Annotated in this window: 13 protein-coding genes; 4 read left to right on the top strand and 9 right to left on the bottom strand. The window is 60.9% G+C overall.

Annotation, left to right across the window (positions count from 1 at the left end):
- Positions 1 to 7 precede the first annotated feature (7 nt).
- Genes EAO39_RS03775 through EAO39_RS03755 form a run of 5 tightly spaced genes read right to left on the bottom strand, consistent with a single transcriptional unit; the run spans position 8 to position 4756 of the window.
- Positions 8 to 1627 (bottom strand): urea amidolyase family protein, encoded by a 1620-nt coding sequence (locus tag EAO39_RS03775; RefSeq protein WP_120970647.1) that lies wholly within the window; start codon positions 1625 to 1627, stop codon positions 8 to 10.
- Positions 1628 to 1632: 5 nt separating this feature from the next.
- Positions 1633 to 2391: a 5-oxoprolinase subunit PxpA gene (locus EAO39_RS03770; RefSeq protein WP_120966222.1), complete on the bottom strand. Its 759-nt coding sequence runs from the start codon at positions 2389 to 2391 to the stop codon at positions 1633 to 1635.
- A gap of 19 nt (positions 2392 to 2410) precedes the next feature.
- Positions 2411 to 3076 (bottom strand): pyroglutamyl-peptidase I, encoded by a 666-nt coding sequence (gene pcp / locus EAO39_RS03765; RefSeq protein WP_120966221.1) that lies wholly within the window; start codon positions 3074 to 3076, stop codon positions 2411 to 2413.
- A 10-nt stretch (positions 3077 to 3086) separates the two neighbouring features.
- Positions 3087 to 4040: a DUF979 domain-containing protein gene (locus tag EAO39_RS03760; RefSeq protein ID WP_120966220.1), complete on the bottom strand. Its 954-nt coding sequence runs from the start codon at positions 4038 to 4040 to the stop codon at positions 3087 to 3089.
- Positions 4037 to 4756, bottom strand: coding sequence for a DUF969 domain-containing protein (locus EAO39_RS03755; protein WP_120966219.1), 720 nt, complete (start codon positions 4754 to 4756; stop codon positions 4037 to 4039). Before EAO39_RS03755 ends, EAO39_RS03760 begins: the two co-directional genes overlap by 4 nt.
- Positions 4757 to 5060: 304 nt before the next feature.
- On the opposite strand from EAO39_RS03755, the gene EAO39_RS03750 reads away from it, so the two are divergent.
- Positions 5061 to 5738: a GntR family transcriptional regulator gene (locus EAO39_RS03750; RefSeq protein ID WP_120966218.1), complete on the top strand. Its 678-nt coding sequence runs from the start codon at positions 5061 to 5063 to the stop codon at positions 5736 to 5738.
- A gap of 334 nt (positions 5739 to 6072) precedes the next feature.
- Here EAO39_RS03750 and glmS read toward each other — a convergent pair whose 3' ends face one another.
- Complete coding sequence (glmS, locus tag EAO39_RS03745) at positions 6073 to 7989, bottom strand: glutamine--fructose-6-phosphate transaminase (isomerizing) (RefSeq protein WP_120966217.1); 1917 nt, start codon at positions 7987 to 7989, stop codon at positions 6073 to 6075.
- A 135-nt stretch (positions 7990 to 8124) separates the two neighbouring features.
- Here glmS and EAO39_RS03740 point away from each other — a divergent pair, with 135 nt between their 5' ends.
- Both EAO39_RS03740 and EAO39_RS03735 read left to right on the top strand, forming a co-directional pair.
- The gene (locus EAO39_RS03740) at positions 8125 to 8616 is read left to right on the top strand and encodes an Lrp/AsnC family transcriptional regulator (protein WP_120966216.1); all 492 of its coding nucleotides are present in this window, start codon (positions 8125 to 8127) and stop codon (positions 8614 to 8616) included.
- Between the two features lie 161 nt (positions 8617 to 8777).
- Complete coding sequence (locus EAO39_RS03735; protein ID WP_120966215.1) at positions 8778 to 9941, top strand: sensor domain-containing diguanylate cyclase; 1164 nt, start codon at positions 8778 to 8780, stop codon at positions 9939 to 9941.
- Here EAO39_RS03735 and EAO39_RS03730 read toward each other — a convergent pair.
- Positions 9938 to 10693, bottom strand: coding sequence for an ATP-binding protein (locus EAO39_RS03730; RefSeq protein ID WP_240466890.1), 756 nt, complete (start codon positions 10691 to 10693; stop codon positions 9938 to 9940). The two genes, EAO39_RS03735 and EAO39_RS03730, sit on opposite strands and share 4 nt — an antisense overlap.
- Before the next feature lie 89 nt (positions 10694 to 10782).
- On the bottom strand, positions 10783 to 12213 hold the full coding sequence (gene glmU / locus EAO39_RS03725) for a bifunctional UDP-N-acetylglucosamine diphosphorylase/glucosamine-1-phosphate N-acetyltransferase GlmU (protein ID WP_120966213.1): 1431 nt from the start codon (positions 12211 to 12213) through the stop codon (positions 10783 to 10785).
- Positions 12214 to 12320: 107 nt separating this feature from the next.
- On the opposite strand from glmU, the gene EAO39_RS03720 reads away from it, so the two are divergent.
- Positions 12321 to 13295 carry a LysR substrate-binding domain-containing protein gene (locus EAO39_RS03720; protein ID WP_120970645.1) on the top strand — a complete coding sequence of 325 codons (975 nt, stop codon included), beginning with the start codon at positions 12321 to 12323 and terminating at the stop codon, positions 13293 to 13295.
- 56 nt (positions 13296 to 13351) lie between these two features.
- Here the strand turns inward: EAO39_RS03720 and tyrS are convergent, their stop codons facing one another.
- Entirely contained in the window at positions 13352 to 14584 is a 1233-nt protein-coding gene (tyrS, locus tag EAO39_RS03715) for a tyrosine--tRNA ligase (protein WP_120966212.1), read from the bottom strand.
- Between the last annotated feature and the right edge of the window lie 83 nt (positions 14585 to 14667).

Here is a 14667-nt window from a genome sequence, read left to right as displayed (position 1 = left end):
ACGCTCCTCATTTCGTAGCCGCAGGCGTCATCTCTGCAAAGGCTAGAACGGGGTTGAAACGAATCCAGGCGCCGACAGGAATCTGTCCCGCCAGATCAAGGTGATACGGCGCCACACAGCCGATGACGGGGTAGCCCCCGGTCAAGGGATGGTCGGCCAGAAACAAGACGGGCTGACCGCTGGCGGGCACCTGTATGGCCCCCAGAGGCGTGCCTTCGCTGGGCAGCTCGCTGGCGATGGCACGGCTCAAGGCCTGCTCACCGGCCAGGCGCAAGCCCACGCGGTTGGACTGGGGTGTGACCTGCCAGCGCTGGCGGCTCAGCAATTCCACGGCCTCGGGGGTGAACCAGTCGGTGCGCGGGCCCAGCTCCACATCCAGCACCACCTCGCCATCCACCGCCGGCAGGTTGTCGGGCGGCAAGGCCTCCTCGCCCACCACGGCATGCTGCACGGCATGAACATTCAGCATCTGCCGGGCCTGCAAGGCCTTGGGGCCCACCTGGGCCAGCGTGTCGGTGGCAGCACTACCCAGCACGGGCGCGACCTGATAGCCCCCGCGCACCGCCACATAGCAACGTGCGCCGGCCGTGGGCTGGCCGATGCTCAGCGTATCGCCGTCGGCCAGGGCAATCGCGGCATAGCGCGCGGCATTCCAGCGACGGCCGTCGGCCGCGGCGATGCTGATCGGTGCATCGGCGCCGGTGACGGCCACCACGTTCTCGCCCACGCTTTGCAGCGACAGGCCTCCGCCCACGGTCTCCAGTGCTGGCAGATTGCTGGCATTGCCCACCAGGCGGTTGGCCGTCTTGAGCGCAGCCTGATCCATGGCTCCGGAGGCTGAAACGCCCTGCCCGGCCTGACCGTGGCGTCCCAGATCCTGGAACACGGTCAGCAGACCGGTGGCTTTCACCTTGAGAGCGCTTTGCCCTGCGCCGGCAGACACTACTTTTTCAATAGCATCTTGCGATTTACCTTCCTTGGCTTGAGGCTGATTTGAATCAGATTCATACCCTGCAGCGGCCGTATCGACAAAACGCACGCGATAGCCGGGCTGCAGCAGCGCCGGCAGATCGCGCGACAGGTCCCACATGGCGCTGTCGGTGACGCCGATGATTTGCCAGCCACCAGGGCTGGCCTGTGGATAGACGGCGCTGAAAGTGCCGGCCAGGGCCACGGCACCCGCAGGCACCTTGGTGCGCGGCGTAGCGCGACGCGGCACGTTGAAGATGGGATCGCCACCGGTCAGATAGGCAAAACCGGGAGCAAAGCCGGTAAAGGCCACTGACCACTCGCTTTGCGTGTGGCGGCGCACGACCTCTTCGGCGCTGATATTCAGGATCTGCGCCACTTCGGCCAGGTCTTCGCCGTCATAGCGCACGGGAATCTCCACCAGCACATCGGAACGCTGCACCGAACCCTGGAGATCATGGGCGGCAATCTCGCCAATCAACTGCGCCGCCGTGATGATGTGGGGAGCGAACTGCACGAGGATGGTGCGCGCCGCCGGCACCAGCTCCTGCACGCCGGCAATGGGCTTGGCTTGCAGCGCGCCCAGCAGCACCAGGGTCTGCTGAAGATCGGCCAGCTCCACCATGATAGAGTGGCGGTTGACGGGTAGAAAAAGCATAGTCATCACCCTGCGAAGGACGTGATCTGCACGCCCTCTTGTTCGAAGCGCTGGCGCAAGGCGCGGGCAATTGCCACGGCGCCAGGGCTGTCGCCGTGCACGCAGATGGAGTCGGCCTGCACATGCACCATGCTGCCGTCCACGGCCTCGATCCGGCCTTCACGCGCCAGAGTCAGCATGCGCTGGGCAATCAGGGCCTCATCATGGAGCACGGCACCGGGTTCGCGGCGCGAGACCAGGGCGCCCTGGGGCGTGTAGCCACGGTCGGCAAAGGCTTCGGCCACCACGGTCAAACCGGCATCGCGCGCCCAGTCGATCAGCGGGGCACCGGCCAGCGCCATCAGCACCAGCGAGGGGTCGATGGCCTTGATGGCATTGATCACATCGGTGGCCTGGCGCTTGTCCTGGGCAATGGTGTTGTACAGCGCGCCATGGGGCTTGACGTATTTCACGCTGGTGCCAGCAGCGGCGGCCAGACCTTGCAGTGCGCCGATCTGATAGATCACATCGGCCACCAGATCGCTGCTGGCCACATCCATGTTGCGGCGGCCGAAACCGGCCAGATCGCGGTAGGCCACATGGGCACCGACCACCACATTGCGCGCCTTGGCAGCCTTGAGGGTGGACAAAATACCGGCGGCATCGCCGGCATGAAAGCCGCAGGCCACGTTGGCGCTGCTGACGATGTCCAGCATGGCGGCATCGTCGCCCATGCTCCAGGCGCCAAAGCTCTCGCCCAGGTCGCTGTTCAAATCCATTTTCATCGCTCTCTCCTTGCTGCAATCAATGCAGCTGGCCTGCGTTTTCACGCAGGTCTTGTTGCACGGTCATGGCCGTGCGAATCGCTTCGCGGATGGCGCTGATCTGCGCCTCCAGCGCCATGCTGGCCATGCCCGGCTGCTTGGCAGCCTGCTGCGGCAGGGCCGGCACATGAATGAAACCGCCACGCACACCGGCTGCTGCGCGACGGGACAGGCGGTGCATCAAGGCATAGAACACATGGTTGCAGACAAAGGTGCCTGCGGTGTTGGATACCGAGGCCGGAATGCCGGCCTCGCGCAGATTGCGAACCATGGCCTTGATGGGCAGGGTGGAAAAATAGGCGGCCGGCGCATTGCTGACCACCGCCTCATCCACCGGTTGCTTGCCAGCGTTGTCCGGGATGCGGGCGTCATCGAGATTGATAGCCACCCGCTCGGGTGTGATGTCGCTGCGGCCACCGGCCAGGCCCAGGCTGATGACCAGTGCGGGCTGCAGGCCGGCCAGTGCCTCGTCCAGCACCTGCATGGCATTGCCGAACACACAGGGCAGTTGCACGGCATGCACGGTGCCGCCGGCGATGACTTCACCATCGAGCGCGCGCGCCACCTCCCACGAGGGGTTGATGCTGTCCTTGTCAAAAGGCTCGAAGCCGGTGAGCAGGATGCGGGAAGCGGCGGGCGCGGGCATAAACAGTCCTTCAACGGAACATCAGGAAATTGAGCAGGAACACGTTCACGATCAGCAGTGTGATCGCTGTGGGTACCTGTGCGCGGATCACGGCATTTTTGTCAATCTCCAACAGCGCCGCAGGCACCAGGTTGAAGTTGGCCGCCATGGGGGTCAGCAAGGTGCCGCAGTAGCCGGACAACATGCCTACCGCCGCCATCACGGCCGGATCGCCGTGGTACACGCCCACCAGCACGGGCACGCCTACACCGCCGGTCATGACGGGGAAGGCCGCGAAGCCATTGCCCATGATGATGGTGAACAGCGCCATGCCGATCACATACACGGCCACGGCCACAAAGCGCACGTCCATGTTGATATAGGTGGTGGTGACATAGGCCACGGCCTTGCCCACACCGGCGTCGGAGAACACCAGGCCCAACATGCCCAGCATCTGCGGCAGCACCAGGGCCCAGCCCAGCGCATCAATCAGGCGGTGCGATTCGCGCAGGCCTTGCATGGGCGTCTCGCGGGTCAGCTTGCAGGCCAGACCCAGGGCAACCACGCAACCAATGCCCAGGCTGACCAGCGTGGTGTTCTTGGGATCGATCAGCGGCACGCCGCCAAACACCAGATGCTTCGCAGACAGCGTGCCCACCATGGTGATCAAGGGAATGGCCAGTGCGGGAATGAACAGCTTGTTGCCCAGACGCTTGGCGCTTTCCATGTACTGCGCATCGGTGCGCGGCTGGTGCTTGCCGCCCAGCACGCCGCCAAAGCCGGCAATCAAAGCCATGAGCACGGCCACGACGCCCACCCAGACGGGCGGCAACTGCTCACCGATCAAGAAGACCACGGCATATAGGGCCCAGAAAATACCGGCGGAATAACGACGGGGGTTGCTGGCATCGCGCAGCGTCATCACGGCCGTGATGGCCAAGATGATGCCAACGAGGTAGTACAGATACTGGATGGGGATGATCATGCTTGCTCTCCCTTGGCGTTCTTTTTCTCTTCAGCGATTTCACGCGCCAGCGTCTTGTCCAGACGGTGCAGGCGGAAGGCATGAATCACAAAAGCGCTGATGGCCGTAGGAATGCCCCACAGTGCCACGTGGATAGGTTCGACTTCGATGCCCGCTTCCTTGAGGAAAGTGGTCATCAGCACGATGGCGCCGAAGGCCACAAAGATGTCTTCACCAAAGAACAGACCCACGTTGTCCGTGGCAGCCGACATGGCGCGCAGCTTTTCGCGCACTTTTTGCGACAGCTTGCCGTAGCGCGATTCGGTGGCACCTTCGGCCATGGGAGCCAGCAAGGGGCGAACCATTTGCGGGTGACCGCCCAGACTGGTCAGGCCGATGGCAGCGGTCAGCTGACGAGCGCCCAGATAGACGATCAGCAAACGGCCGGCCGTGGCCGATTTGATGGAGCTGATCCAGTTTTGCGCGTGTTGACGCAAACCGTGGCGCTCCAGCAAACCGATCACCGCCAGCGGCAGCAGGATGATCAACGGCAGATTGCGCGTCTTGATAAAGCCCGCGCCAATGGTGGCTAACACCTTGTCTATGGGAAAGCCCGCCGCCAGCGCCGTGCCTATGGCCGTCACGATCACGACCAGCATGGGGTTAAAGCGCAGCGCAAAGCCGGCAATGATGATGAGCACGCCAATCAGCGGCCACAAGTTGACTTCAGCAGGCATGTCGACCTCCGAGATCCCGGTTGGGCCCAGGCCCTCAAGTGACCTGGAAAACTACAAAAGCAGTCAACGCCACACCAGCCGCTGCCTGCACCTTGACCTGCTGAGCCCCAGGTCGGCCGTGTAAGCAGCCACTTGCGACACCTCAGATTGTTGAACAATCAAAATAAGATGAAAGTACAAATTAGATTTTTTGCAGAACAAGTTAAATTCTGTAATAGAGAAAACCCTAGGAAATCACCCCAAACGTCAGGAATTTTGCTCAACGCCAGCCGATACACTGGGCCGCATTGATTGCAGGTTGGATATGAAAGTAGTCGCAGACCCCCAGAATCTGACGGAGCGCATCGCCCACGAAATTCGCGGCAAGCTGGTGCACGGCGAGTTCGCGCCGGGACAGCGCCTATCCGAAGCCGCGCTCAGCGAAACGCTGGCCATCTCGCGCAATACCTTGCGCGAGGTGTTCCGCGTCCTGACCAAGGAAGGCTTGCTGGTCCATGAGCCCAACAAGGGCGTGTCGGTCGCCGTGCCCAGCATGGCGTCCATCATCGACATCTACCGCGTGCGCCGCATGATCGAGTGCCAGGCGCTGGCCCAGGCCTATCCCATGCACCCTGCGCGCGAATTGATGCGCAAGGCGGTGGACAGCGCCATGCTGCAGCGCGAAGCCGAGGACTGGCCGGGCGTGGGAACCTCCAATATGGAATTTCACAAGGCCGTGGTGGAGCTGGCCGACAGCGAGCGTCTGAATGAAATGTTCTCGCATCTGCTGGCCGAGCTGAGACTGGCGTTCGGCCTGCTGCGCGACCCGCATTTTCTGCATGCCCCTTATGTGGACATGAATCTGCACATCCTCAAGCTGTTTGACGATGGCAAGCCGGCCGAAGCAGCCACCGCGCTCAACAACTATCTGGTGCACTCGGAGCGCATCATCCTGGCGGCCTATGCCAGAAGACTGGTGGAAACCGGCAACAAGCTGGGCTGAGTAAATCCCGATCCGCTGCGCGTCCAGACTCTGAGTAGCAAAGGCGTTGTTGAGTTCGATGACGCCCATCTTCTCCCGCTAAAGGCCCTGCGGCACCTTGCTCGCCGACAGAGACCAGCCGTGCGAGACGCCACGCCGGCCTGACTGGTGCGGCCATACCCCGCATCCGCACGACCACCCAATCTCTCAGGATTGATCCCATCGATGCCTTGGCCAAAGAAAAAGCGCTTCGATGAAGCGCTTTTTCTTTTCTTAACGATGACCGTTATCTAGAAGCATGATCTGCCCTCGCGTCGACCAACTTGATTCGCCCTAGTCAATTCTCCAGGCAGACTTACTCCACCGTCACCGATTTGGCCAGATTGCGCGGCTTGTCCACATCTGTTCCGCGCGCCACGGCCGTGTGATAGGCCAGCAGCTGCAGCGGCACCACATGCAAAATGGGGCTCAAAGCGCCGTAGTTCTCCGGCATGCGGATCACATGCATACCTTCGCTGCTTTCGATATCGGTTTTTGCATCGGCCAGCACATACAACACGCCACCGCGCGCGCGTACTTCCTGCATATTGCTCTTGAGCTTTTCCAGCAACTCGTCGTTGGGAGCCACGGTCACCACGGGCATGGCACTGTCTACCAGCGCCAGCGGGCCGTGCTTGAGTTCACCCGCCGGATAGGCCTCGGCGTGGATGTAGCTGATTTCCTTGAGCTTGAGTGCACCTTCCAGAGCAATCGGATAGTGAATGCCGCGTCCCAGGAACAGCGCATTGTCCTTTTTCGCAAAGTCTTCGGCCCAGCTGATGATTTGCGGCTCCAGCGCCAGCACGGACTGCAGCGCCACCGGCAGATGGCGCATGGCCGTCAGATACTGCTGCTCTTTTTCTTCTGTCAGTCGGCCCTTGGACTGGGCAAGCGCCAGCGTCAACAGGAACAGGCCCGCCAGCTGGGTCGTAAACGCCTTGGTGGATGCCACACCGATTTCCACACCGGCCCGCGTGATGTAGGCCAACTCGCACTCGCGCACCATGGCGCTGGTGGAGACATTGCACACAGTCAGCGTGTGCTTCATACCCAGGCTTTGGGCATGGCGCAATGCCGCCAGCGTATCGGCCGTCTCGCCCGACTGGCTGATGGTGACGATCAGCGTTTTGGGATCTGGCACGCTGGTGCGATAGCGATATTCGCTGGCCACTTCCACGTTGCAGGGAATACCTGCCAGCGCTTCGAGCCAGTACTTGGCGGCGCAGCCACTGTAGTAGCTGGTGCCACAGGCCAGGATCAGAACCCGATCGATTTCCTTGAACACACGCCAGGCCGATGCGCCGGTCTTGCCTTCTGGCGTGACGCCATCGAACAGCTCGGGCACGATGCTCTGCAGACCTTCCAGCGTGTCTCCCAAAGCGCGCGGCTGCTCGAAGATTTCCTTTTGCATGTAGTGGCGATAAGGGCCCAGCTCGGCCGCACCGCTGTGCGCATGCACGGTCTTCACGGGGCGCTGATCGGCACTCATGCGTGCCCCACCCTTGGCAACCACCCAATAGCGGCCTGGCTGCAGGTCGATCAGATCGCCCTCTTCCAGATAGACGATCTGATTCGTCACACCAGCCAGAGCCATCGCATCGCTGGCCAGAAAATGTTCAGCGCCCTCCTGGCCCACGCCCAGGATCAGCGGCGATCCGGCGCGAGCGCCCACTACGCGATGAGGCTCGTCCTTGTGCATCACCGCAATGGCAAAAGCACCATGCAAACGGCTTGTGGCCGCTTGAACGGCTTCAAAGAGGTCGCCGCTGTAGAGGCTATCTACTAGGTGCGCTATGACTTCCGTATCTGTCTGGCTGGCAAACACATAGCCCTTGCCCTGCAGCTCGCGGCGCAGTGCTTCATAGTTTTCAATGATGCCGTTATGCACCAGCGCTATGCGGGCCGGAGCGTCCGTATCGGCCACGGCGCTGACGCCTGGTCCATGACTGAAATGAGGATGGGCATTGCGCACGGCAGGCTCGCCATGGGTCGCCCAGCGGGTGTGGGCAATACCGGTGAGACCGCCCACATGCTCGGTCTTAACCTGCTCCATCAACTCCGCCACACGCGCAGTCGAGCGGGCGCGTTGCAGGCCAACGCTGAGACCTTTGGTATCTAAAGCCTGCACGGCCACGCCGCAAGAGTCATAGCCCCGGTATTCCAGGCGCTGCAAGCCCTGGACCAGAACCGGAACGATATCGCGGTGAGAAACCGCTGCGACGATGCCACACATAGATTGCTGCCCTTCATTGAATTGCAGGCATGCTACGCGGATCACAATAATTTTTTATTCCATTTTTTAAAATCAAATGAAATAAAAAATCATTACATCACATAGTTGATTTTTTATTTCATTAAACTAAAAAATATGGATAAAAATTCAATTGCATTGGATGCCACGGATCTGGAGTTGCTGCAGGCATTGCAGCAAGATGCGGGCCGGAGCAATCAAGCGCTTGCACAGGCCTTGCATTTGACTCCACCCACCTGTTTGCGTCGGGTCAAACGACTGCAAAGTCTGGGCTTGATCGAACGCCAGGTCGCCATTCTGAACAGCGAACGCCTGGCCGTCGCCCTGGGACACGGTCTGCAGGCGGTGGTGGAAGTATCTCTGGACAGGCAAGATAGCGCTGCGCTGCTGCAATTTGAGACCAAGGCGATCGCCGAGAGTGCAGTACAGCAGTGCTGGCGTGTTTCCCCGGGGCCGGATTTCATCCTGATCGTGGCGACCCAGGACATGCCTGCCTATCTGAGCTTGAGTCAAAAATTATTCACTCAAGATTCCAATGTGAGAAACGTCAAAACGTTTTTTTGCGTCAAACGCGCAAAATTCACCACAGACATACCCATTTCTACGTAGGAACTGTAATAAATCTTGGCCTGTTCGCGGGTACAACCTTGGCTCATTTACTTTGAGTCAATTAATCCTGATGGGAGAGTTGCACTTTTGCATCACTAGCTGATACGAATTGATGCAATTCAATTATTCTTGACGGTTTCAAGCCCAACCCATCACTTCAGATGCCCGTGTCCAAGCGCATTCATCGCCGGACTTACCCTTTGCGCACCTCCAATATGGCGCTGGGAGGTCTGGTTGTGTCTGTCAGTCTGGCACAGCAGCCATCGCCCAGCATGGCGCTGTGGGCCTTTGTGTTTGTCAGCGCCCTGGTCTGGCCACATATCGCGTTTTTTCACGCCAATCGCAAGCGCGATCACTTCCAGGCCGAATACGTCAACCGCGTGATCGATGCCCTGATCCTGGGCTGCTGGATTCCCATCATGCAATGGAGCATTCTGCCCAGCCTCTGCATCGTGGCCATTTGCGCGGCAGACCGCCATTACATCGGGCTCAAGAAACGCTGGCTCCAATCTCTGATCGCCTTGCTGATAGGCATGATCGGCGCGCACTGGTGGGTACAACCGACATTGAACTGGGCTGCCAGCTTCTGGGTGCAGCTGAGTTTGCTACCGCTGATCCTCATGCACAGCGTGTATGCCAGCTGGTCCTCCAAACGCATGATTCGCACGCTGGCCAAGCAAAATCTACAGCTGCAGGTTCTGGGCAGAATTGACCCGCTGACCACGGTCTACAGCCGCGACTATTGGTGGCAAAAAGCCCGCACGGCCTTGCGCAACCACAGAGCCGGCCATGAGGCTACCAGTCTGCTGATCATCGACATCGATCACTTCAAGCAAATCAATGATTTCTACGGCCATATCGTCGGAGACTCCGTGTTGCAGGCCGTGGGCCTGAACATTCGCCAATGCCTGCGCAGCCACGATGCAGCCGGACGTTATGGCGGCGACGAATTCACGGTGCTGTGCAAGAACGCCGGTGTCGAGGTGGCTTATGCAGTGGCGCTTCGCATCCGTGATCAGGTGGCCCGCATCCGTATCCGCGAACATCCCGAGCTACGTGTCAGCGCCAGCATAGGCGTGGCTGCCGCCGAAGCGCGCTTTACCTCGGTCAAGGACTGGATCGAGGCTGCGGACGGCGCGCTGTACAAGGCCAAACAGGCTGGCCGCGATCAGGTAATCCATTCCAGAGACATGCACACGTCGGCATCTGCAACCATGCCCCAGCCACATGCGGCGGTAGAGCAGCGCACTTCGACTCCGGCCATACCCTTCATCTCCAAGAAGGAAGATGTCAACGATCTGTTCTCCCAAACCGAGATGCGCTAGGCTAGGCCACGCACCAGGCCGCCGGGCCAGTGCAGGCTCACGACACAGCCTTCACCCGGCCTGGCCTCAATGACGGCCTCGCCCCCATGGCGCCGGCAAATGGCTCGCACCAGCGCCAGCCCCGTCCCCACGCCCTCGAATTCGCTGTCCTTGTGCATGCGTTGAAAGATGCCAAACAGCTTGCCAGCCCGCAAAGAATCAAATCCGCTGCCGTTATCCGCGATGCTCAGCGTCCAGCCTTGATCGGCATGGAGTTCAACGGTCACGGCGATTCGGGCTGTCGCCACTTTGCGGGTGAATTTGACGGCATTGCAAAGCACGGCCTGCAAAGCCTGTTCCAGCAGCTGGGCATCCGCTCTGACAGGCGGATACTGCGCAGGCCATTGCCATTCGATGGCCCGGCCCTGCACATCGGCTCGGCGGCTCAAGTCGCTTTGAAGGCGCTGCAACATGCCGCCGATATCCACCGGCTGCCATTGCATGACATGGCGGTTGGCGCGCGATAGCTGCAGCAAGCCATCGAGCATGCCGCCCATGCGGCGGGCCGACTGGCTCATGATCTGCAGAAATTCCCGCGCATCCGCCAACTCCTCGGCAGCCACTGGCTGCGCCTGCAGCAGCTCGGCAATCATGGGGCCGAAAGAAAGCACATGCCGCAGCGGTGCACGCAAATCATGCGATATCGCATGCACCCATTCATCCTGGGCACAGCGCAAGGTCTGCAGTTCCTGCTCGCGCTGCTGCAGCAGCATGAGAGCCTGCTCCAGCGTTTGCGGCCGAGCACTGTCCTCCTGCTCCGTCTGGGCTCCCGACCGCTGTGTCGCGCGCTGCACCCCGGTCATCACAGCTTGGGTTGTTTGACGGGCCGCTTCCACGAGGCCAGGCTGACCTGCTTGCCACGTGCCACGGTCAGCGCATTTTCTGGCGTGCTCTTGGTTACCGTGGAGCCTCCACCCACCGTGCCGCCTGCGCCAATCGTCACCGGCGCCACCAGCACGCAATTGCTGCCTATGTGCACATCGGCTTCAATCACGGTGCGGTGCTTGTTCACGCCGTCATAGTTGGCGGTGATGGAACCTGCGCCGTAGTTCACACGCTCACCCACCGTGGCGTCGCCCAGATAGGCCAGGTGATTGGCCTTGGCCCCATCGGCCAGCGTGGAGTTCTTCACTTCCACAAAGTTGCCGATATGAACCTCCTTGCCCAGCGTGGCACCGGGACGCAGACGGGCAAAGGGGCCAATCAGCGCACCCTGCCCCACTTGCACACCGGCTTTCTCGCCATCGATATGGGTGAAGGGGTGAATGATGGCGTCCTCCGCAATCGTCACATTGCTGATGTGGCAGTTGGCACCAATTCTTGCGCCGGCCCCTATGCTCACCTTGCCAGTGAAGATGCAGTTCGCATCAATTTCCACATCCTGGCCGCAACTCAGGCTGGCCTTGGTGCCGCGCACATCATCCCTCAGGTCGAAACGTGCAGGATCTGCCAGACGCACACCTTGCTCCATCAGCACCTGGGCTTGACCCAACTGATGGGCCCGCTCCAGCTGCGCTAGCTGCAGCGGGCTGTTGATGCCCGCCACCTGCAGCACATCGCTGATACGGTGGCCTACCACCGGCACGCCATCGGCCACGGCCATGGCGACGATATCGGTCAGGTAGTACTCGCTCTGGGCATTGTGATTGTTGAGCTTGGCGAGCCAGGCCGTCAGATGTCTGGCTGGCACGGCCATGATGCCGCTGTAAATCTCGGTGATGGCGCGCTCGACCTCATTCGCATCCTTTTGCTCCACGATGCGCTGCACCGTACCGGCTTCGTTGCGCACAATGCGGCCGTAGCCTGTGGGGTCGGGCATGCTCACAGTGAGCAAAGCCATCTTGTCGCTGCCTGCGGCATCCAGCATTGCCTGCAGCGTGTCGGCCTGGGTCAGCGGCACATCGCCCGAAAGCACGACCACCATGCCATCGGTCTTTAGAACGGGCACGGCCTGCTGCACAGCATGGCCCGTGCCCAGCTGGGGCTCCTGGCGCACGAATAAGAGATCAAAACCGGCTTGCGCGCTGTTGGCGTCTGCGATGACTGCTTCCACTTCTGCAGCACCATGACCGGTGATCACCACGGCCGAACGCGCCTTCAGCGAGACAGCCGTATCCAGCACATGCTGCAGCAGGGCACGACCGGCCAGCTTTTGCAAGACCTTGGGATGGCGGCTTTTCATGCGGGTGCCTTTGCCGGCGGCCATGATGACGATGTCCAGAGGTGCAGTCATAGTTGTTTGCGAGATCAAAAAACTTTTCGATTATCGGCCCAGACACAGGCTGCACCGATGCAAGAGAGTGCAAACAGAGCATCAAAACCCGTATGCTTGCCCGCACCATGCCGCACGCCACTACCCGTTCCGCACCGCTGCTTCGCACCCGAGCCATTGGCGCCGGTCATTTGCGCGCCTTTCTGGCCGTGGCCAGGCACCTGAATTTTCGCGTTGCCGCCGATGAGCTGGCCCTGACGCAATCGGCCATGAGCCGCCAGATTCAGTCGCTGGAAGATGAGGTGGGCGTGCCGCTGTTCTTGCGCCATTCCCGCGCCGTGGAGCTCACGGGCGCGGGCGCTCAGCTGCTGCATGCCGTACAGCCTGCGCTGGACTCCATCGACGCCACCGTGCGCCAGATCCGTCAGACCGTAGGACGCAAAAGCGTGGCCATTACCACCTGGGCCAGTTTTGCCGCCATGTGGCTGATCCCGCGCCTGGAAGCCTTTCAGCGCGCCTGGCCCGACATCGATATCCGCATAGACACCGGCGACGCCGTGGTCGACCTGGAGACCACCGACGTGGATCTGGCCATACGCTACAGCCGCGATGTCACCGATGCGGCGGCCCAAGCCCTGTTTGGCGAAGAGCTGGTAGTGGTGGCCAGCCCGGCACTGTTGAAGAACGGCCCGCCGCTGCGCCAGCCCGCCGATGCCGCCCACTACACCTTGATAGAAACCGGCGATGTGCACCGCATGCCCCAGCTGGAGTGGCTGAGCTGGCAGCGCTGGTTTGCCGCCAAGGGCTGCGATCAGCTGCAGCCGCCGCGCTGGCTGTATTTCAATTACGCCCACCAGATTGTCCAGGCCGCCCTGGCCGGCCAGGAGCTGGCCATTGCCCGCTTGCCCTTGGTGGCCGATGCGCTGGCGGCCGGCCATCTGGTGCAGGTCTTGCCCGAGCACCGGCTGGCCTCTCCTCTGGCCTATTGGCTGCTGGTGGGCCCCCGCAGCCAGCAGCGCCCCGAGGTCCTGGCTTTTTGCCAGTGGCTGATGACCGAGGCCAAGAAGACCAGCGCCAGCATGATAGATCCCGAGAATCCATAAAAAAAGCTGCCTACCCAGTATTCACCTGGGTAGGCAGCTCTCAGATCAGGAGTCGATCAGGCCAGTGTCACCCGGGCGAACTTGCGCTTGCCCACTTGCAGCACAAAGCTGCCCGCGTCCAGCTTCAAGCCTTTGTCGCTGATCACCGCGCCATCAACGCGCACACCGCCGCCGTCAATCAGACGGTTGGCTTCGCCATTCGACGCGGCAAGGTTGGCTTGCTTGACCAACGCAGCAATGCCCATGGGCGCACCGCTCAGGCTGACTTCAGGAATATTGTCAGGAATGCCGCCCTTGGAGCGGTTGATGAAATCCTGCTCGGCCGCATCGGCGGCTTCGACGCTGTGGAAACGTGCCGTGATTTCCTTGGCCAGCGCCACCTTGGCGTGCTTGGGATTGCCACCGGCTTCGATTTCGGCCTTGAGCTGGGCAATATGTTCAAGGCTCTTGAAGGACAGCAGTGTGTACCAGTCCCACATCAGCGTGTCCGAAATCGACAGCACCTTGGCAAACATGGTGTTGGCGTCTTCGGTGATACCTATGTAGTTGTTCTTGGACTTGGACATCTTGTCCACGCCGTCCAGGCCCACCAGCAAAGGCATTGTGAGCACGCACTGCGCCTCTTGCCCGTATTCAACCTGAAGATGGCGCCCCATCAGCAGATTGAACTTCTGATCGGTTCCGCCCAGTTCCAGATCGGCCTTGAGCGCTACCGAATCGTAACCCTGCAGCAGCGGGTACAGGAACTCGTGCAGGCTGATGGAGCTGCCTTCGGTGAAGCGCGTGTGAAAGTCGTTGCGCTCCATCATGCGGGCCACGGTGTACTTGGCCGACAGCTGAATCATGCCGCGCGCGCCCAGCTGATCGCACCATTCGCTGTTGTAACGAACTTCGGTCCGAGCCGGGTCCAGCACCTTGGCGGCCTGGGTGTAATAGGTTTCGGCATTGAGCTTGATTTGCTCGGCCGTCAGTGGCGGGCGCGTGCTGTTGCGACCCGAGGGATCGCCGATCAGAGTCGTGAAGTCACCAATCAGGAAGATGACGGTGTGACCCAGATCCTGCAGCTGGCGCATCTTGTTGAGCACCACGGTGTGGCCCAGATGGATGTCAGGAGCCGTGGGGTCCAGACCCAGCTTGATGCGCAAAGGCACGCCGGTGGCTTCGGACTTGGCCAGTTTCTGGACCCATTCGTCCTTGGGCAGCAGTTCATCCACGCCGCGGAGAGTGACTTCCAGCGCCTGGTTCACTCTGTCGGTCACGGGGTAAGGTGTAACAGCAGATTGATTCATAAGGGTTTTTCGGCAGACGCGGTAGGACGCGCTCGATATACTTGGGGGTTTGGCGTTGCGGCCAATTCTAGACTGCTCCCTCA

The organism is Comamonas sp. lk (genome assembly GCF_900564145.1).
In the GTDB taxonomy this organism is placed as follows: domain Bacteria; phylum Pseudomonadota; class Gammaproteobacteria; order Burkholderiales; family Burkholderiaceae_C; genus Comamonas.
Note: the sequence above shows the minus strand (reverse complement) of the source record. Positions and strands in the feature narration are given on the sequence as shown.